This is a genomic window from Mariniflexile gromovii, from assembly GCF_017814435.1.
GTDB classification, from domain to species: domain Bacteria; phylum Bacteroidota; class Bacteroidia; order Flavobacteriales; family Flavobacteriaceae; genus Mariniflexile; species Mariniflexile gromovii.
Map to the genome: position 1 here is coordinate 203,831 of NZ_JAGJCB010000005.1, position 19,524 is coordinate 223,354.

Sequence of the window (19,524 nt, forward strand, 5' to 3'; positions counted from 1 at the left end):
TTGGTTTTAAATTTTATTGATGTCTTGTTCTGCCAATGGACCAAGTTCAAAAGTACTTTCTAACAATTCTTTTTTTAAATGTTCTGCTTGCTTTATCTTACCATTGGCTTTATAAACCTCTGCTAAATGGTATAAAACTTTAGGTTCTGAAGTTTTACCGGACACATGTTGCTCCATAACTTGTAAAGCTTCTTTTTCAAGTCCCATTTTATAATATACCCACGCCAACAAATCGTAAGATAGTGGTGTTGGTCTGTTATTAATTTCGGTTTTTGCTAAAGTCAAAGCTTCATCTAAATTTTCAGAAGCATCGGCATATAATACCACATTGTATGCATTATACATATCGCCATATAATTCATTTTTAACGGCTGTTTTGTACATGCCCAACTGTATTTTATGCGTGGTTTCATCTCCTTTATACTTAGCTATTTCAGCTTTAAGTAAATGATAATCTGGATCATGGTAAATGTTTGTAACGCTATTTAAAATGCGCAAAGCTTCATCTGGATTTTTCTCGTGGGCATACACGATCCAAGCAATACCTTTTTTTGCATAAGCATCGTTAGGATATAACTCTAATGCTTTTAAGAAATGATTGTAAGAGGCTTCAATATTGCCATGATGCCCATAAAAATCGGCTAAATTGGTATATATCCATTGTTTTGATTGTGGTGAGTTTGAAAACTCTGCCTTCTCTTTGGCTTTTTCTAAAAACCTGATGGCAGCATCTAAATTACCGCGATGGTCGCTCCATTTGGCTACACGTATTAGATAATCAAAATCTCTATCATCACTAAATTTATCTAAATAGCTTTTTGCCACGTCGTAATTACTCAATTCCAAATGCACATCAAAAAGCATTTTTTGAGTGCCTTCTAATCGATCTCCATGAAGTTCGGCTTTACTCAAAAGCTCTAAAGCTTGTTTAAATTTATGTTGTGAAATATAATTGGCAGCCAAACCTTTTAGGTAACCAGATGTATTATAATTTGTGATTTTATTCAAATCCAAATAAGCATTTTCTGCATTTTTTAAGTATTCAATGTTACCTGTTATAGCGAATAAATGCCCGTAAGCACTGGCTATTTTTGCTAAATATGGAAATTGATTGGGTTGGTTTTTCAACTTTTGTTGCCAAAAGGTTAATTCGTTATTGGCGCTTTGTAACGCTGAAGTATCTGAAGATTCCAAGTAACCGTTATACTGTTCACTATTCGTTATTTTTTTTGAAGATGTTGTACAACTTAACACGGATGCAAGTACACAAAACATCATTATAAATTGTAATTTCATGAGTATCTATTTATTGATTTTTATTGGTCACATGGTTCATCCATATTATATTTATTTTGATTATCAAATATTAGATATGGATGGTTCATGATCTTTGTTTTTTAGGTTTTTGTTATTGTTAGGTAAAAATTCTGGAACAAGGAGAGGTAGGTTTTTACTTGTTCCAGAATTCCATTTATACTTCTACCAAGGAGAAGCTAAGTAAGGAAATGAGGACAAAAAGGGTTTATCGTTGGCGCTTACGTTATCATCTGTTAGTGTTGGGTTTTCGGTAAAGTCTTCACCACCAAAAATCAATAACAGTTCTACAGTAATAACATCATCACCTAAAGCACGACCAGAAAGTGTGTTGGCAGCAACTCCATCGTAAAAAGTGGTTTTACCATCCAACGAGACATTTAAAACATCGGTAGCCAAAAGACCTGTAAATGCGGCAGCATCTTGACCTAAAGCATTTTTTCCACCATTAGCATAAGCAGGGCTTAAGGCCAATAAATTGGTTTGAAACATACTTTGGAAAGCGGCATTTTGAGCCGAAGGAATGGTTACGTTGAACATGTCTTTTTTATCAGAAGATGTAAATACCGTGTTTACTGCGGGCCTACCCATTTGGTCTTCTTGCATATAGGTTCCAGAAAAATCTGGTTTCATACTCATGTTATCGTCATCTTTATCAGAACAGTTAAACGCTAGTAATGAAACTGCAAACGCTACTGTTAGTACTTGTAATCTTTTTATATTTTTCATAATTCTAATATTTAAAATGGTTATGTTTATTTTCTTTTTGATTCTACCCAAGTGTTAATTTTTCCTGAGCCACCAATCATAGATTTTGGTACTTCCACTACAATTGATAATACATTGGTTCCTGCAAAAGTATCAGCACCTGGATTGTTAAAACCTGTTGCTGTACCCCCTATAATGGCAGAATATTGTGCAAAATCAAAAAAGAATGGGTCATCTCTTGGGCCTGCAAAAAAGGTCATACCGCCATTGCTACTTGTTTTAGCACTACTACCATACGTTGTAATATCTACCACACCGCCAACACTTGCCGAAGAAAGAATGGTACTGTTAAGTCCTGTTTGTGATGGTGCCATAGGGCCGAAGAAATACATTTTACCATTTCTAGGGATGGCTTGTATTACAAGGTCTTCAACATTATCGCCCGTGTTATCGATGTTGAATTCAATTAACACATCTTCTTCAAACATTGCACTACTGGTTGCTGTTGGGCTTAACAAGCCTTGTAAGTTTGCAACAAATACTAAGTTGTTGGTATTTTCACCTTGAAAGGCATAAAAATCGGTGATATCACTGGTACCACCTTTTACTGCAGGCGCGTCAATATGATCGGCTGCAATTACGAAGAAACTAGCTATCGCTATAACTCCAATTCCTAAAACTACTTTTAAATTTTTCATGTTTTTTGAGATTTTAATTATTAGTTATTTATTTGACTCTCACACATACCTACGGAAAAACTTAAAGAGCGGTTTTGTTAAAATTTTGTTAACGAAAATATTTGCTTATAATATTCCTAAAACATTACTTTTGCAATAACAAATAATGGCGCTATGAACCCATCAGCTAACGGCTGGATAAAAAAATTGCTTAAAGAAGTAGCAAAGAATAATTCTTTTTTAAACGTTGAAAGTGAAACATTCTACAACGCTTTAAGAGATTGTGGCTTTATTTATGGAAGTAATTTTGATGTTGTTTGTAATGTTATCAATAACAAAGACTTTACAGACGAAGAGCTCTCTAAAATTAATTTGTGTTTAGCGTTACTTTATACCCATAAAAATACGGGAGCAGAAACACCTTTTATTGAAAGTGCCATTAACTTTTACACCGAAATAAACGAACTTAAAACCTCGTTCTTTTTAGGATTGCTTGGTGAAAAGAAATCTAACGAACAATTAGAAAAAATAATACATAAGCGTATTCAAATTGATGACAACTTCATCACCAAAAATTTTAATTACTTTATTATTAACGCTTTACTATATGTAGATGTATTGGCGTATGAAGAATTTTTAAAGCATAAAACTATATCTATAGATTATATTAAAAATTTGGAATCTTCTATTGAAGCAGTTTCTTTAGGTGCTCTAAATTCAAAAGCATCAAAAAATCAATACGACGATAGTTTAATAAAATTGTTCGAATCCTCTTTACGTTTCCACAACAGCACACCTATTGTTTATGAAGAAGCCATCAAAAACATTAAAAGCATTCTGGAAAAATATTATATTCTAGACTTGGCATGTATGGCAACGTGGAGCGACAAAACCATTGATAAAAAAGAACAACAATTTTTAATTAAATTAAGTACCGATTTACAAGTGGATGCCTTACATATAAAGCAATCTATGAAAACGGTAAACACCTTTTACAATGTTCATAGAGACGAAATTGCTTTATTGAGTTCCAGCAACATGGCGCAGAGTTTTTACAACAACTCCAGTAAAATGGTAAAAAAACTGATTACCAGAAACAGCAAACGCCTGTACCAAGAGTTAAAAGACAGCAAAGAGCTTATGGTATTGTTAACCAAGTCTACCCAACGCGATTTAACGCCTATTGAACAGAAAAAAGTACAAGAACAATTGTTGGATATTTTTAAATCCATACCTAGTTTAGCTATCTTTTTATTACCAGGTGGCGCCTTACTATTGCCTTTGGTTGTTAAGTTTATCCCCAAACTGCTCCCATCAGCTTTTGATGAGAACAGAATTGAGGAATAATTAACGGATGCGCTTTCTGTTTAAAATATAGTCATCAATGGCCTTTTTGGTTGTAAACCAGTTCCTACCTTCTTTGTGGGCGTCAATTTTACCTTGTCTAGCAAGCAAACTCACATATTCTTGCCCATAAAATACATCTGGTTCTTCAACAATATCGGCTATACTTTTATAATCAAGATCACTATTAGGTAAAGTACTTAAATAAATATTCAAAGTACGCTCAACAGCTTGACACATTAATAGCATAAGCTTATCATAGTTGCCATTATTTGCCTGATTTAAAGCTTCATAATATTTTTTTCGATCGTTTTTCAATATGATTGCTGGCGGAAAACCTGCTTTCATTAAAATTAAATTCATGGCTAAACGAACCGTTCTTCCGTTTCCATCAAAAAAAGGATGTATCCAAACCATTTTATGATGAAAAAACGCAGCCAATTCAACAATATTTAATTGTTGTGGATTGGAATTTACATACTCCACCAAATCATCAAATAAATCGGGTACTTTATTAGCATTAGGCGGAATAAAATTAGCCCCAGAAATCCTTACACCACCATTCCGTAGTCTACCTGCAAAATCATCTTCAATAGATCGCAAAACCAAACCATGAAGCGATAAAACATCTTGACCATTAAATACATAATCTGGATTAATTAAAGTGTACAAATAGTTGATGGCATGTTCATGGTTTTTAGCCTCAAAATGTTCCCTTAAAGATTTCCCCTTAATAGTTATCCCTTCTTGCAGTACTAATTGTGTTTCCCTAAGATTTAAAGTATTGCCTTCTATACTATTAGAATTATACGTCCACTCTATGGTGAGTGCTTCTTTAATTTTTTGTAAGGCTACATTAGGCAATGGTCTAGCCGCATTTAAGCTTTTTAGTTTATCAAATAAACGCTCAAATGTTGGGTTTAACGTTTCTCTATATGTTACATCTATATTCCACACCCCACAAATATACAAATTTATCGGATAACTTTTATTTTTACATTATCCGATATTAATATTTTTTTTATTATTAGAAAATTTATCTATTCCAACTTTTTTCCATTAGTTTTACAGAAACTAACCTAGTAGATAAATGGCAACTTACAGCATATCAGAAATCAACTCTATTTTAAAAGGGGAACTTGTTGGTAACACCACGGAAAAGATAATAGGACCCGAACAATTACAAAACGCCAAAAGCAATCAAATCTCGTTTATAGGAAGCCCAAAATATTTAAAATATTGGGCCGATTCAAAGGCCTGTGCTGTTGTGGTAAATGATAATTTAAAAATAGAGCCTATTGATAATCGGGCAATAATTAAGGTTAAAAATGCCGATTTAGCCATGGCTAAAATATTGGAACTTTTCAATCCGCCGCCGCCCGTATTTGATACCGACATCCACCCTACTGCTGTAATACATGACACCGCAAAAATTGGGGCTGGTTGTAAAATTGGTGCCAATTGCTACGTTGGTAAAGATGTTGAATTAGGGGATGCTGTTGTTTTATACCCCAATGTATGCGTGTTTGATGAAACCACCATTGGTAACAATACGGTAGTATGGTCTGGAACGGTTATTCGCGAACGCTGTATTATTGGTAACAACTGTATTTTCCATACCAATGCAAGTATTGGTGCAGATGGTTTTGGTTACAGACCTAGTGATGATGGCCGTGGCTTGGTAAAAATACCGCAAATTGGGAACGTTATCATTGGGCATTATGTTGAAATTGGTGCCAACTCCTGCGTAGATAGGGCCAAATTCAGCTCGACTATTATTGGCGATGGTTGTAAAATTGACAACCTGGTACAAATAGCGCATAACAGCATTATGGGGCGCTCTTGCATTATGGCCGGACATAGCGGGCTTGCAGGTTCGGTAACGTTGGGCGATGGTGTTATTATTGGTGGAAGTGCTTCTATTAAAGACCATACCACCATTCATTCTGGCGCTACGGTTGGAGCTGGTTCTGGTGTTGTAGGCGATGTAGAAGCTGGAAAAACCGTTTTAGGATATCCGGCGCAAGATGCCAGAGATATGCTGAAACAATGGGTGGCCATGCGTCAGTTTATGAAAAAACAGTAAACCTGTTTTTATCCTTGTAATTTTATTAAATTTACTCGGTTTTGCGTTAGGGATTGAAGCGGAAAGCCCACAGTGAGAGCCTGCGCTGAGCGGAGCCGAAGTGAACGAGGACTTGTAGTGCAAAGCCCGACCCTTTTCGGGGAACGCCCAAATTATTAATATTAAAAGTATTTCATTTATACATGATACGTAACATTGAAAACATAGAATTACAGTATTTAACTTTAAAAGATTACCAACAACTTAAAGAGGTCATGATTGAGGCCTATGCGAGCATGCCGGGGTCTTACTGGAGAAAATACCATATAAAGTCTTTGATTGAAAAATTCCCGGAAGGGCAAGTCGTTATTAAAGTAAATGGGCAATTGGCAGGTTGCGCCCTCTCTATTATTTTAGATTACAACCAATTTGACGACCACCATACCTATGAAGATATTACGGGCAATTTCACATTCAGCACACATACCGATAGAGGCGATGTACTATATGGCATAGATGTGTTTATTAAAAAGGAATACAGAGGTTTACGCCTTGGCAGACGTTTATACGATTACCGAAAAGAATTGACCGAAAAATTAAACCTAAGAGGCATTGCGTTTGGTGGAAGAATACCTAACTACCATAAGTACGCTGAACAAATGAGCCCTAAAGAATATATTGATAAGGTTAGAAGAAAGGAAATTCACGATCCGGTTTTGAACTTTCAAATATCGAACGATTTCCACCCATCCAAAATACTAAAAGGCTATTTGGAAGGCGATACGGCATCGGGAGAATTTGCTGTACTTTTAGAATGGGACAACATTTACTACGAAAAGAAAACCAACAAAGCCATTACCAAGAAAAAAGTGGTGCGCCTTGGTTTGATACAGTGGCAAATGCGTTTGTATAAAGACATGGAAGAACTGATGCAGCAAGCGGAGTTTTTTATAGATTCAGTGTCGGCATATCGTTCAGACTTTGCCTTATTCCCAGAGTTTTTTAATGCCCCTTTAATGGCAGACCACAACCACATGCCCGAAAGTCAGGCCATACGGGAATTAGCGGCACACACGCCTACTATTGTACAAAAGTTTTCGGAATTTGCTATTTCGTACAACATCAATATTATTACGGGCAGTATGCCTGAATTAAGAGGCGATTTATTATACAATGTAGGTTATTTATGTAAACGTGATGGATCTACCGAACGCTACGAAAAACTACACGTTACCCCCGATGAAGCTAAAGTTTGGGGCATGCAAGGTGGTAGCGAGTTAAAAACCTTTGATACCGATTGCGGAAAAATTGGTATTTTAATTTGTTACGATGCTGAGTTTCCTGAATTGAGCAGAATACTTGCCGATGAAGGTATGGACATCCTATTTGTACCATTTTTAACCGATACCCAAAACGGCTATTCCAGAGTACGCCACTGCGCCCAAGCACGTGCCATTGAAAACGAATGTTATGTAGCCATTGCGGGCAGTGTTGGCAACTTGCCCAAAGTACATAATATGGATATACAATTTGCGCAATCTATGGTGTTTACTCCTTGCGATTTTGCGTTTCCTGCAAACGGTATTAAAGCAGAGGCGACTACCAATACCGAAATGATTTTAATTGCCGATGTAGATATTGATATGCTTCGCGAATTAAACCAGTTTGGCAGCGTTAGAAACTTGCGTGACAGACGTAAAGATTTGTTTGAGCTGCGGAAGAAATAAACTAACTTTAAAATTATATATTCAAAATCCTGATAAATTTTATTGGGATTTTTTTTATTATTTGAAATTCACTATTGACTTTGTAGAAGATTTCAACTAAATTCGTTTAGCCTAGATATGAAATGTTAAAACCGATTTCATATTATCTAGTTGGCAATAATTAGCGATACTCTTTAAAACAATAAATGAATAAGAAAGAAGACTCTACTTTAAAAACCTTAAAAGACTATTTGCCTTTAATCTATGTTCTTTTGGTTTGTTTTGGCTATTTTAACAAAAGCCTTTACTACGATAAGTTCGGAATTGACATTTTACATCACTTAAATATTCCTGAATTGATTCTAATGTTTATACCAGTAGGTTCAGCCTTGGTTACAGCCTTTCTTTTTCTAATAATTATTATTGCGCCAATGGTTGTATTCGGACCAAGTAATGAAGATTTAGAATTAGAGGCTAAAAAAGACAGATTCAATATTTACTTGAAACTAGATAAAATAAAGAATTCAAAAACCAAAAAAATCTCAAAAAAATTATATTGGGTAATTGCCATAATAACTAGCACCTATCTAAATTTTGTTCCAATTTTATTATTCTTTTATTTCGCAGTTTTTAAGAATTTTGAAAATACATTATACATTTCTAAGATTGCTGTTATCTTAATGATAATATGGGCTTTTATCTTTGTTTTAAAATTTAGATTTCAAAATTCAAAATCCAAATTCAACCCTAGGATTCAAATATTTGTTTATTTTATTATGACAATAATCGGCTTTATTGTTTATTCAGACATCAATTTAAATAAAGCTGATAGTATTTTAAATGGTAAATCAGAATATTATGTGAAGTTTGAAATTAATAATCAACTGATAGAAACAAACAGTAAACTTCTATTTATTGGACAAACCAATAATTACGTTTTTTTAAGAAAAATTGATTCTAGAGAAAACCATATTTATAATAAAAAAGATATTAGTGAATTCATCATTAAAAAGAATGAAAAATAACTATTGCCAACAAATGTATAAAAAATAATTGTTCAATTTTGGCCTTAACCAAAGGTCGTTGCTAGTTTACTACATCTGATTTTACTTCGGAATATTCTCGTACGTAAACCCGGAACTATTCTTATAATAGACCGTTAAACAAACCTACCTCAACCTCTAATAAAAGTTTATCATTTTTAAAACATGAAACCAACACCAGAACACAACAACCGTATGGCGACCATGACATTTACTTCGGTCTACCCACATTACGTGACCAAAATTGAGAAGAAAGGCAGAACAGAAGACGAATTGCAGAAAGTTATAGAATGGCTAACCGGTTTTAATAAAAACCAAGTACAAACATTTATAGACGAAAAAGCAACCTTTAAAACCTTTTTTGAGAAAGCCAATTTAAACCCAAACGCCCATTTAATTAAAGGCGTTATTTGTGGTTACCGTATAGAAGACATTGAAAACACCTTAACCAAACAAGTAAGGTATTTGGATAAATTGGTTGATGAGTTGGCAAAAGGTCGTAAAATGGAAAAAATTTTAAGAGTTGCGTAAATCCACAATGCACCCAGCTAAAAAATACAAACGAAACGTTAAAGTTTTTTTTGTTTCTAACCAATTGTTTAGTTTTGTCCTGTAATTAGTTTTAAAATGCCCAGAACAAAGCAATATAATGAACCCGAAGTCATAGAAAAAGCCATGAATTTATTCTGGCGAAACGGTTATGAAACAACTTCTATGCAAATGCTTGAAAAAGAAATGGGCATTAATAAGTTCTCAATCTATTCTAGCTTTGGAAGCAAGAAAGGTGTGTTTCTTGAAAGCTTAAAATGTTATAAGCAAAAATTAAACAGGCTTTTAAACAAATTAAAAACCGCTGAAAATGGGGCGCTAGGGATTAAGCAATATTTTTACGATTTTATAGACTTCACCAAAGAAACCGAATATGGCAAAGGTTGTTTGGTTACCAACACAGCTAACGAAATTGGAGAAGACGCAGACGAGCAAATAAAAGCTTCTTTAATAGCTTTTACAGAAGAAGTGAAACAACTTTTTATCAAAATTTTAAAACAAGACACAACTAAAGACATAGCAACCATTGAACAACAAGCCGATTTTTTAATTATATCTATGTTCGGTTTATCTTCCGCTACACGCATATTTAATAAAAAACAACTTGATAATTATATTGAAAATATATTCAAAAACACCTAACATTTTTTTTAATCAATAACTAACCAATCGTTTAGTTATTTAACATAAATCAGTAAAATTTAAAATTATGACAACTTTAAAAGTTCACAACATCGAAACGGCACCAGAAGGTAGCAAATCATTATTAGAGCAATCTCTTAAACAAAACGGGATGATTCCTGGTTTACACGGTGTATTAGCGGGAGCCCCTGGCCTATTAGAAGCCTACCAAACCATACACAAACTGTTCACCCAATCATCATTTAACAACGAAGAATTAACGGTGGTTTGGCAAACCATTAACGTAGAACACGAGTGCCACTACTGCGTGCCTGCCCATACAGCTATAGCCAATATGATGAAAGTTGATAACAGCATTACAGAAGCTTTACGTAATGAAACACCGCTGGAGAACCCGAAACTGGAAGCTTTACGCAAAATGACCTTAACTATTGTTCGCAATCGTGGACACGTTACACAAGAGGACTTAAATACATTTTACGCAGCTGGTTATGAAGAAAGACAAGTTTTGGATATCATTTTAGGTGTATCTCAAAAAGTGATAAGTAATTATACCAATCATATTGCAAATACACCTGTAGACGCACCTTTCCAAAAGTTTGCTTGGAAAAAATAAAATAGACTTATGTCCAAGTACGCATTAATAGCAGTAACTCTTTTATTGCGTACTTACAGGTTTTAAAAGCATATGTGATATTTTTTCTATGCGTTTGCGATCTTTAAATAGCCAAACTATGAGTATTTTGAGCTATTTACCGCTTAACCATTTAATAAATTAATCCTCTTAAGCTAATAACAAACTAAAAATTTGTATTTATTAAAGAAAAGCACCTTTTAAAATGAAAAACAATAGAAGAAACTTCATAAAAAACATAGGAATTATGGGAACAACAGGAATGATAATTCCAAATTTAACCTTTGGCAATGTGGCAGAAGACAGTATAGATAAAGTAAGACCTAAAGTATTATTCTTTGATGTAAACGAAACTCTTCTAGATCTCACTCAAATGAAAGAACAAGTTGGAGAAGCATTAGAGGGACGAAAAGATTTATTATCATTATGGTTTACAACCATGTTGCAATACTCATTAGTAACCACAGCAAGTGGACAATACGAACATTTTGGAAATATTGGAGCAGCTGCATTACAAATGGTGGCCGCAAATAATGGTATTACAATCTCAGAAAATGAAGCACGAAATACCATCGTAAACGCGTTACGGGGTTTACCTGCCCATCCTGAAGTAAAAACGGCTTTAAAGCAATTAAAAAAAGACGGCTATAAACTTGTATCATTCACCAATTCATCAAACGAAGGTGTTAAAAAACAATTTGAAAGCGCTGGTTTAACCGAATATTTTGATGAAAGATTAAGTGTTGAAGATATTGGTAAATTCAAACCATTTTCAGACACCTACGCTTGGGCAGCACGTAAAATGGATGTAAAACCAAAAGAATGCATGTTAATAGCGGCCCACGGTTGGGATGTTGCAGGAGCACTTTGGGCGGGCTGGAGAGCAGCATTTATTAGCCGCCCTGGACAACAAACTTTTCCTCTAGCTCCCAAAACAGAAATTATAGAAACTGACTTAAAGAAAGTAGCAAATATTCTTGTCACTTATAAATAAGTATAATATATTAATTTTTAAAAAACGTAAAAGTTAAATTGTAAAATGAAAGAAAAATTAAAAATTGATATCGTTTCAGACGTTGTATGTCCTTGGTGTACCATTGGATTCAAACGTTTAGAAAAAGCCATAAAAGAATTAGGTATTGAAGATCAAGTAGAAATTGCATGGCAACCCTTTGAGTTAAACCCTCAAATGCCCACTGAAGGCCAAGATTTACATGAACATATTGCCGAAAAATATGGAGCGACTTTAGAACAACAAAAAGAATCGCAACAACGCATGATTGAAGCCGGAGAAGAACTTGGCTTTACATTCGATTATTTTGAAGGCATGCGCATGTCCAATACATTTGAAGCCCATATTTTATTGGAATATGCCAAAGATTTTGGCAAACAAACCGATTTAAAAATGCGTTTAACTACAGCATTCTTTAGCGAAAGAAAAGACGTTTCTAAGCGAGATGTTTTAAAACAAGCTTTATTGGATGTAGGTTTAAATGCAGAAGAAGCAATAGCTAAATTAGATAACGAAGAAGCACGATACGAAATAAGAAGCAAAGAAAACTATTGGAAAAACTTAGGCGTAAATTCGGTTCCTACAGTGGTTTTTAATAGAAAAAGTGCTGTTACAGGGGCGCAACCTGTTGATGTGTTTAAGCAGGTTTTAACAGAGCTTTTAGAGGCTTAATAGTTAATAAAATATAGTCACCAATTTAAAAAACATACTTAATATGATAAATTTAAAAAACAAAAAAGCAATAATTACCGGCGGCGGAAAAGGACTTGGAAAAGCAACGGCCATAGCATTTGCAAATGAAGGGATTGATGTTGCAATAACAGGTAGAAATGAAACCGATTTAAAAGAGACTGTTTTTGAATTAGAAGCTTTGGGCGTAAAAGCCATCTATTCTGTTTTTGATGTGAGTAACCATGAAGACGTTCAAACTGGAATTAAAAACATAATGAACACCTTCGGTTCTATAGATATTTTAGTAAATAACGCAGGCATTGCTGCTTTTGGTTCTTTCAATGATATGGAAGTAAAGCAATGGAACCAAATTATACAAACCAATGTTATGGGTATGTATTACGTAACAAAAGAAGTTTTACCATATTTAATTAGCCAAAATGAAGGTGATATTATTAATGTTGCCTCTACCGCTGGATTGAACGGAAATGCAAACACATCGGCATATTCCGCTTCAAAATTCGCTGTTATTGGCATGTCTGAATCTTTAATGAAGGAAGTTCGTAAAAATAACATTCGTGTGTGTACCTTAACTCCAAGCACCATTGTATCAGACATGTCCATCAATTTAGGCATCGCCAATAAAGATTCTGAAGACAGCGTTTTACAACCTGAAGATTTTGCCGAATTAATTGTTGCGGGCTTAAAATTACCAAGAAGAGCAATGCTTAAGAGTGCCTCTTTATGGTCTACAAATCCATAATCTATATTAAAAATTTAATGTCCGTAATCAATCATAAATTACTGTCTCCTCGAGCATTGCTGAAAACAAAACATGTTTTGGTCGAAGGTAGCTCGCAAAGCGAATCGAGAGGTTATTAAACTTAATAACTTCAAAGTGAGGTCTCGACTGCGCTCGACCTGACATGGAGAGTTTTATTATTATTGATTACGGATAAGCAAATTAAAAATAATAGTTTACTAATTAACAAATTACAAACTAATACTATAATGATTAAGAACCTATTCCTATTAATTACAATTTTGTGCGGTTATCAATATATAAATGCACAAAATAACGATTCACAGTGGTTAGACGTAGAATTATCTAACTATAAATACCCATACACGGTTTCTACTTTGCCAATAAGCATACAAGAACAAGATTTAAAAATGGCTTATATGGATGTAAAACCCCATAATTATAATGGAAAAAACATTGTTTTAATTCACGGTAAAAATTTTAATGGAGCCTATTGGAAAACTACCATTCAAGCATTAACTAATGAAGGGTTCCGAGTTATTGTACCCGATCAAATAGGTTTTGGGAAATCGTCTAAACCACAGCATTTCCATTACACTTTTCAACAGCTTGCTCAAAACACCAAAGCATTACTGGATTCTTTAAATATTAAAAAAACGGCTATTTTAGGACATTCCATGGGTGGCATGTTGGCAACTCGTTTTGCACTAATGTATCCCGAAACCACCGAAAAACTTATTTTAGAAAACCCCATAGGTTTAGAAGACTGGAAATTAAAGGTGCCTTACAAACCTGTTGAATGGTGGTACCTAAATGAATTAAAAAAGGACTACGAGAGTATAAAAAAGTATCAACTTGTGAATTATTATGATAACAAATGGAAACCTGAATATGATGAATGGGTGAATTTATTAGCTGGCTGGACGCTAAATTCAGATTACAAAAGAATTGCTTGGAATGCAGCCCTAACCTATGATATGATTTTTACCCAACCAGTGGTTTATGAGTTTAAGAACATTTCATCTCCTACGTTATTAATTATAGGCACTAGAGATAGAACGGCATTGGGCAAACCCTTAGTTTCAGATGAAGTAAGAAAAACAATGGGTTTATATAATGAATTGGGTAAGAAAACACAAAAGAGCATTCCTAATTCACAATTGGTTGAATTAGAAAATATTGGGCATTTGCCTCATATTGAAAACTTTAACAACTTTATTAATCCATTAATTCAATTCTTAAAAAAATAAAAATCAATCGACACAGAATATTTTACTCCAACCACGCTTTAAAATCTTTAACGCGCTCTCGGGCTACAATAACGTCGTCGTCGTTATACGAGTGCAGTTTTATTTGCAACCTCGAATTGGTGTAGCTCACCATATCTTTTATACTGTTGATATTCACAAAAAATTTACGGTTTATCCGAAAAAAGGTTTGTGGTTCCAATTCATTTTCCAGAAGCTCTAGAGTGGTATCCAATAGATAGTTTCTACCTTCGGTGGTATGCAAATAAGTGCCTTTATTTTCGCTGTAAAAACATTCAACCTCATCAATATTTATGAGTTTTAAATGTTGACCCACTTTTACCGAAAAGCGTTTTTTGTATTCGCGATCTATGGGGTTTATTAGGAGTTTTTTAATGTCGTTAAAATCTAAAGTAACGGCTTGTTTTTGCTGTAAACGTTCTTGGTATTTTTTTAGGGCTTTGGCTAAATCGTCTTCGTCAATAGGTTTTAACAAATAGTCGATGCTGTTTAGTTTGAAGGCTTGCAGCGCATATTCATCATAAGCGGTGGTAAATATAACTGCCGATTTAATTTCGATGGCTTCAAATATTTCGAATGACAATCCGTCGCTTAATTGAATGTCCAAAAAAATTAAATCGGGATGTTCATTATTTTGAAACCAATGGATAGATTCTTCAACGGAATGCAACATGGTTTGGGCTTCTATATTTAAGGATGCTAGCATGCGTTGTAGGCGACGTGCTGATGGTTTTTCATCTTCTATGATGATTACTTTCATATTTTTTGGATTGGTTATTTCATAAAGGTTCGCTGAGTTTTTCTCGCAAAGGCGCTAAGTCGCAAAGGTTTTTCTGATAGCTGCGACTGCGACTGAAAACTAATATTACTGCCAAGGTTTTTTATCTTTTTCCATGAGTTCTTTTATTTTTCGTTCTTCCCAGTCTTTGCCCAATATAAAACTAGGGGTAAAAACGGAAAGCCCGTGCGCCAACAAACCAATGCCCCAAAAGACTAATGTGATGAAATTTTGCCATTGAAAATAGCTTTCGCCTTCGCCTAAATTTTGAATGTTTATAATAACAATCATGATGTTGATTACCACATACACTAGAGCATGTCTATAAAATCCCGTGATTTGTTTTACGCGTTTTGCTGCGCGCTGATATCGGTCTTTTTCTATATAATTCTTGTCCATTATTTCCAGGTTTTATTGTTTGACGATTCTTCTTTTTCCAAAATTTCTTGAATTTTGCGTTCTTCCCATGATTTTCCGTATCCGAAAACCCCAAAGGCATGAAATGTTAAGCCCATGCCCCACCCCAACATAGGAAACCAGAACCATTGGAAACCCCAATAGGTTTTGTAGTTTATAAATATTAAAAATGGGATGACCAAGCAATATGATATTAGGTTGGAATAAAAGGCCTTAATGGCTTCCACACGCTTTTTAGCTTTGTAATAAGCGTCTTGCTCGTTGTAATTATGATTGATTTCCATATTATAAATTTGTTTTGTAAGCATTGGTATGGCTACTGTAAACCTGTTTGCTTCTTTGTTAATGTTTATTTTTTTTGTGGTTAGCAGATCGTAACGTTGCATGATGTTATTTAAACCTACACCGCTGCTCTTTTTTACTATTTGCTTGGGTTGCAGGTTATTTTCCACTACCAAACTATCGCCGTCTTCATAAATTTTTATGTGCAATGGTTTGTTGCTTGTTACCGTATTGTGCTTTACGGCATTTTCCAATAGTAATTGCAATGATAGTGGCACTACTTTACTTTCTGGATTGTTTGCGCTATCGGGAATATCGAAAATTATACTGTCTTCAAATCGCATTTTTAAAAGCGACATGTAGGTTTTGGCGAATTCCAATTCTTCATCCACCAATACCAATTCCTTGTTTTTTTGCTCTAAAACATAGCGATATACTTTAGACAATGACGTGGTAAACTTTTGAGCATTTTCGGGATTTTCTTCAATTAAACTGGTCAATACATTTAAACTGTTGAAAAGAAAATGCGGATCTAATTGATTCTTTAACGCATCAAACTTCGCACTTGCCGTACCCGCAATAACCTTTTGTTCTTTTATTTTGTTTTGCTGATACTTGTTATAAAAATATACAAAGTGAAAAATAATAACAATGGTTAAGGTAATCCATAACCCGAATTGGTAATACTGAATTTTCTCGTTGGCTATGAAATTTTGAAACGATCCTCCATAAAACACCATGGACGTGAACCCTCTCAGAAAAAACAAACCCATTAATGTTAAAACGGTAGAACCTAAAATACCTACAACGATGCGCTTAATTTTTTCTTCATTTTTCCATTGAAGGCTTTCCATATAATTGAAAAAGTACATGTTACCAAACCCTAGAACAAAACTATATAGTTGGTATAGCGAAAAATTAACCAGAAAATCATTTACACTTTCAAAATGAAAGCCACGAGACAGAGCATTCCCTATCCCAAAAACAGCGCAACCAATGGCAAAACTTAAAATAATTGATTTTCTTAATTTCCTCATGACTTTGTTTTAAACTACAGACTATTTGCTATTTTTTACAAGATTCCAATAGCATTTCCGCACGGTCTTTTCCCCAATTTGGGCTAAATGGTGTTTCTGGTTTAAAGTTAGCAAAAAGTTCTAGAGCGTGTTCTAAATCCTTACAGAATGGCTTGGTGTCTTGTCCAAAATATTTGGCACCACCCATGTTCCATTCTGCTTTGCAATACACAACACGTGGGTTATCAGGCGCTATCATTTCAGCTTTTGTGTATAACTCAACTACTTTGCCAGATAAAGTCATGCCATACGTTGCACCATCAAAAGCCACCCATGCAGTGTGCAATAAGGCTTGCAATACTAAAATTTCAGGGTTGTTTTTTGAAATAGCCGTGGCATCATTAATAAAATCTTGTGCTTTTTTAAGTTGTGCCGTTAGCTTTTCTTCATTAGGCTCTCCAAAACTGTTTATAATATTTACTTGTGCTGCGTAATAAGGTGGCAACCAATTTTCCGGTTCTGCTTTTGCAATGCGTTCAAATAAATTTGATGCTTCAGTGGGGTTGTTTTGCCCCCATAGTTCAAAGGCTTTTTGCATGCCTTGTTCATAATTAGTTTGTGCTGTTGTTACTATTGACACTAAAAATGTTGCTAGGATGATAAGATGTTTCATTGGTTTTTGTTTTATTATTATGATTCAAATATCTCACACCTTTCCGTATTTTTAAAATAGGACTTACCCAACTGTATTTTTTTTAGGATGGATTGTAAATGGAATAAAAAATCCAAATTCCAAATTTCAAAATCCAAATCCCAAATTTCAATAAATAGGGCTATTTCTGAAAACAAAAAAACCAAAAGACCTGATATCTTTTGGTTTTTCAACATGATTGTTAAACTTCACTAAAACACTAACCATCAAATTTAAAGAAAATAGGAACTGCATATGCAACTCTTACAGGTTTTCCGCGTTGTTTACCAGGTTGCATTTTGGGTAAGAGCCCAATAATACGCTCTGCCTCTTTTTCTAAAATTTTATCCGGACCTCTTGAACGTATTCCAGTAGTATTGCCTTTAGAATCGATGGTAAATATAACCGATACACGTCCTTGAAGCCCAAGTTGCAATGCTGTTTCTGGGTAATTAAAATTCTTAATCACATGCTCTTGCATTTTTCGTTGAAAACAATCTTTAGTTTCGCTTTTTGATAATCCTTCGCAACCAGGAAACACGGGCACATCTTCAATGACGGCAAAAGCGACTTCAACCTCTTCTTCCACAACGGCTACCTTAACATCACCTACACCAACAACGTTTTTGTTATCTGAAATAGCTTCACGCTGGTTGGTTTCTGTACTTTCCATTACGGTTTCTTCAATTTCTTCAACATCTTCAACTATTTGAACGTTATCATTAAAAACCACAGGTGGTGGCGGTGGCGGTGGCGCATTGTAATTTACAATTGGAATTTCTTCTTCAGTGCGCGCTTCCATAGTTAAAACGTCTAACTCAACCTCACTTTTTTCATACGTTTTATATTCTAATGCTTGCCAAGAAAAAAACAACATGAGGTTTAAACCAATAGCAAAATACAGACTACTGTTTCTGCTAATTTCTAATTCTGGATTCTTTTTATTGGGTAACATGGCTAAATGTTTTTATTCCCTTAAAATTATTGGAAACCAGAATGAATTACTATGATTTTTATCATGTTACGCTGCTTTAAAATTCATTTCACATACAAAAAAGAATTATTTTAGTTGAAGTTTTTAGGTCACTCATATCATAAAACTTATCAGTCAAATTAAGAATAAAATTTATTATGAAATTATCATTTGCATTATGTCTATTTTTAGGATTTACTTTTTGTTTCTGCAAAGAATCTTCGCCAAAACATAATCAGAAAACCCAAGAAATCAATAATATAGTTATCAATAGATATTTAACAGATAGCTTGATTGTTTATCAAACCGAAAATTTATTAATTAAAAAGCTTTCTAATCATATTTATCAGCATATTTCATACCTAAAAACAGACAATTTTGGAAAAGTTGCTTGCAATGGTATGCTGGTTTTAAATAAAAGAAAAGGAATTGTTTTTGATACACCAACGGACAACGAAAGTTCATTAGAATTAATAAATTTTGTAACTAATGAACTCAACTTCAAAATAATAGCTCTAATTCCAACTCATTTTCATGATGACTGCGTTGGTGGGATTGCACAATTTGAAGCAAATCATATTCAAACCTATGCTTCTAACCAGACTATAAAATTTTTAAAAATGAATACCAAAAAATTCTCTAAACCTATAAAAGGGTTTGATAGTATTCTTATATTAAATATTGGAAACAAAAAGGTTTATGCAGAATACTTTGGAGAAGGACACACCAAAGATAATGTTATAGGATATGTTCCTGAAGAGAACACCTTGTTTGGTGGATGCTTGATTAAGGAGATTGGTGCTAGCAAAGGATATTTAGGAGATGCCAATACTGAAAAATGGCCTGAGACCGTTGAAAAAATAAAGCTTAAATTTCCGAATGCCAATATTGTTATTCCAGGACATGGTAAGTGGGGAAATACCGAATTATTGGATTATACGATAAAACTATTTAAATAGCATTTAACCCA

The 19,524-nt window shown here is 34.2% G+C and carries 21 protein-coding genes; 12 read left to right on the forward strand and 9 right to left on the reverse strand.

Annotated elements, in window-relative coordinates:
- Positions 1-6 precede the first annotated feature (6 nt).
- The 3 genes from J8H85_RS07970 to J8H85_RS19045 all read right to left on the reverse strand — a co-directional run bounded on the left by J8H85_RS07970 (position 7) and on the right by J8H85_RS19045 (position 2,720).
- On the reverse strand, positions 7-1,296 hold the full coding sequence (locus J8H85_RS07970; protein WP_245243758.1) for a tetratricopeptide repeat protein: 1,290 nt from the start codon (positions 1,294-1,296) through the stop codon (positions 7-9).
- A 183-nt stretch (positions 1,297-1,479) separates the two neighbouring features.
- Positions 1,480-2,043 (reverse strand): DUF4331 family protein, encoded by a 564-nt coding sequence (locus J8H85_RS19040; RefSeq protein WP_209654318.1) that lies wholly within the window; start codon positions 2,041-2,043, stop codon positions 1,480-1,482.
- Between the two features lie 26 nt (positions 2,044-2,069).
- Positions 2,070-2,720: a DUF4331 family protein gene (locus tag J8H85_RS19045; protein WP_209654320.1), complete on the reverse strand. Its 651-nt coding sequence runs from the start codon at positions 2,718-2,720 to the stop codon at positions 2,070-2,072.
- Positions 2,721-2,873: 153 nt separating this feature from the next.
- On the opposite strand from J8H85_RS19045, the gene J8H85_RS07985 reads away from it, so the two are divergent.
- On the forward strand, positions 2,874-4,046 hold the full coding sequence (locus tag J8H85_RS07985) for an LETM1-related biofilm-associated protein (protein ID WP_209654322.1): 1,173 nt from the start codon (positions 2,874-2,876) through the stop codon (positions 4,044-4,046).
- Here the strand turns inward: J8H85_RS07985 and J8H85_RS07990 are convergent, their stop codons facing one another.
- The gene (locus tag J8H85_RS07990; RefSeq protein ID WP_209654324.1) at positions 4,047-5,000 is read right to left on the reverse strand and encodes a Fic family protein; all 954 of its coding nucleotides are present in this window, start codon (positions 4,998-5,000) and stop codon (positions 4,047-4,049) included.
- Positions 5,001-5,133: 133 nt separating this feature from the next.
- Between J8H85_RS07990 and lpxD the strand changes: the two genes are divergently transcribed.
- From lpxD to J8H85_RS08040, 10 genes are all read left to right on the forward strand, one after another.
- A complete protein-coding gene (gene lpxD, locus J8H85_RS07995) occupies positions 5,134-6,129 on the forward strand; it encodes a UDP-3-O-(3-hydroxymyristoyl)glucosamine N-acyltransferase (RefSeq protein WP_209654326.1) in 996 nt (331 codons plus the stop codon).
- Positions 6,130-6,311: 182 nt separating this feature from the next.
- Positions 6,312-7,835 (forward strand): carbon-nitrogen hydrolase family protein, encoded by a 1,524-nt coding sequence (locus tag J8H85_RS08000; RefSeq protein WP_209654328.1) that lies wholly within the window; start codon positions 6,312-6,314, stop codon positions 7,833-7,835.
- A gap of 185 nt (positions 7,836-8,020) precedes the next feature.
- Positions 8,021-8,839, forward strand: coding sequence for a hypothetical protein (locus J8H85_RS08005; protein ID WP_209654330.1), 819 nt, complete (start codon positions 8,021-8,023; stop codon positions 8,837-8,839).
- A gap of 183 nt (positions 8,840-9,022) precedes the next feature.
- Entirely contained in the window at positions 9,023-9,388 is a 366-nt protein-coding gene (locus J8H85_RS08010) for a DUF2200 domain-containing protein (RefSeq protein WP_209654332.1), read from the forward strand.
- Between the two features lie 96 nt (positions 9,389-9,484).
- The gene (locus J8H85_RS08015) at positions 9,485-10,048 is read left to right on the forward strand and encodes a TetR/AcrR family transcriptional regulator (RefSeq protein ID WP_209654334.1); all 564 of its coding nucleotides are present in this window, start codon (positions 9,485-9,487) and stop codon (positions 10,046-10,048) included.
- A gap of 67 nt (positions 10,049-10,115) precedes the next feature.
- Positions 10,116-10,664, forward strand: a complete 549-nt coding sequence (locus tag J8H85_RS08020) for a carboxymuconolactone decarboxylase family protein (RefSeq protein ID WP_209654336.1) — start codon at positions 10,116-10,118, stop codon at positions 10,662-10,664.
- 223 nt (positions 10,665-10,887) lie between these two features.
- Positions 10,888-11,676 (forward strand): haloacid dehalogenase type II, encoded by a 789-nt coding sequence (locus J8H85_RS08025; protein WP_245243760.1) that lies wholly within the window; start codon positions 10,888-10,890, stop codon positions 11,674-11,676.
- A 45-nt stretch (positions 11,677-11,721) separates the two neighbouring features.
- Positions 11,722-12,366, forward strand: a complete 645-nt coding sequence (locus J8H85_RS08030) for a DsbA family oxidoreductase (protein ID WP_209654338.1) — start codon at positions 11,722-11,724, stop codon at positions 12,364-12,366.
- Between the two features lie 43 nt (positions 12,367-12,409).
- The gene (locus J8H85_RS08035; RefSeq protein WP_209654340.1) at positions 12,410-13,129 is read left to right on the forward strand and encodes a 3-ketoacyl-ACP reductase; all 720 of its coding nucleotides are present in this window, start codon (positions 12,410-12,412) and stop codon (positions 13,127-13,129) included.
- A gap of 248 nt (positions 13,130-13,377) precedes the next feature.
- Positions 13,378-14,379 (forward strand): alpha/beta fold hydrolase, encoded by a 1,002-nt coding sequence (locus J8H85_RS08040; protein WP_209654342.1) that lies wholly within the window; start codon positions 13,378-13,380, stop codon positions 14,377-14,379.
- A 22-nt stretch (positions 14,380-14,401) separates the two neighbouring features.
- Here J8H85_RS08040 and J8H85_RS08045 read toward each other — a convergent pair whose 3' ends face one another.
- The 5 genes from J8H85_RS08045 to J8H85_RS08065 all read right to left on the reverse strand — a co-directional run bounded on the left by J8H85_RS08045 (position 14,402) and on the right by J8H85_RS08065 (position 18,536).
- Positions 14,402-15,157, reverse strand: coding sequence for a LytR/AlgR family response regulator transcription factor (locus tag J8H85_RS08045; RefSeq protein WP_209654343.1), 756 nt, complete (start codon positions 15,155-15,157; stop codon positions 14,402-14,404).
- A gap of 105 nt (positions 15,158-15,262) precedes the next feature.
- Complete coding sequence (locus J8H85_RS08050; RefSeq protein ID WP_209654345.1) at positions 15,263-15,574, reverse strand: 2TM domain-containing protein; 312 nt, start codon at positions 15,572-15,574, stop codon at positions 15,263-15,265.
- Positions 15,574-16,911 (reverse strand): 2TM domain-containing protein, encoded by a 1,338-nt coding sequence (locus J8H85_RS08055; protein ID WP_209654347.1) that lies wholly within the window; start codon positions 16,909-16,911, stop codon positions 15,574-15,576. Before J8H85_RS08055 ends, J8H85_RS08050 begins: the two co-directional genes overlap by 1 nt.
- Before the next feature lie 28 nt (positions 16,912-16,939).
- On the reverse strand, positions 16,940-17,563 hold the full coding sequence (locus tag J8H85_RS08060) for a hypothetical protein (protein ID WP_209654349.1): 624 nt from the start codon (positions 17,561-17,563) through the stop codon (positions 16,940-16,942).
- Between the two features lie 238 nt (positions 17,564-17,801).
- Entirely contained in the window at positions 17,802-18,536 is a 735-nt protein-coding gene (locus J8H85_RS08065; protein ID WP_209654351.1) for an energy transducer TonB, read from the reverse strand.
- 164 nt (positions 18,537-18,700) lie between these two features.
- Here J8H85_RS08065 and bla point away from each other — a divergent pair, with 164 nt between their 5' ends.
- Entirely contained in the window at positions 18,701-19,513 is an 813-nt protein-coding gene (gene bla, locus J8H85_RS08070) for a subclass B1 metallo-beta-lactamase (RefSeq protein ID WP_379936936.1), read from the forward strand.
- Positions 19,514-19,524 lie beyond the last annotated feature (11 nt).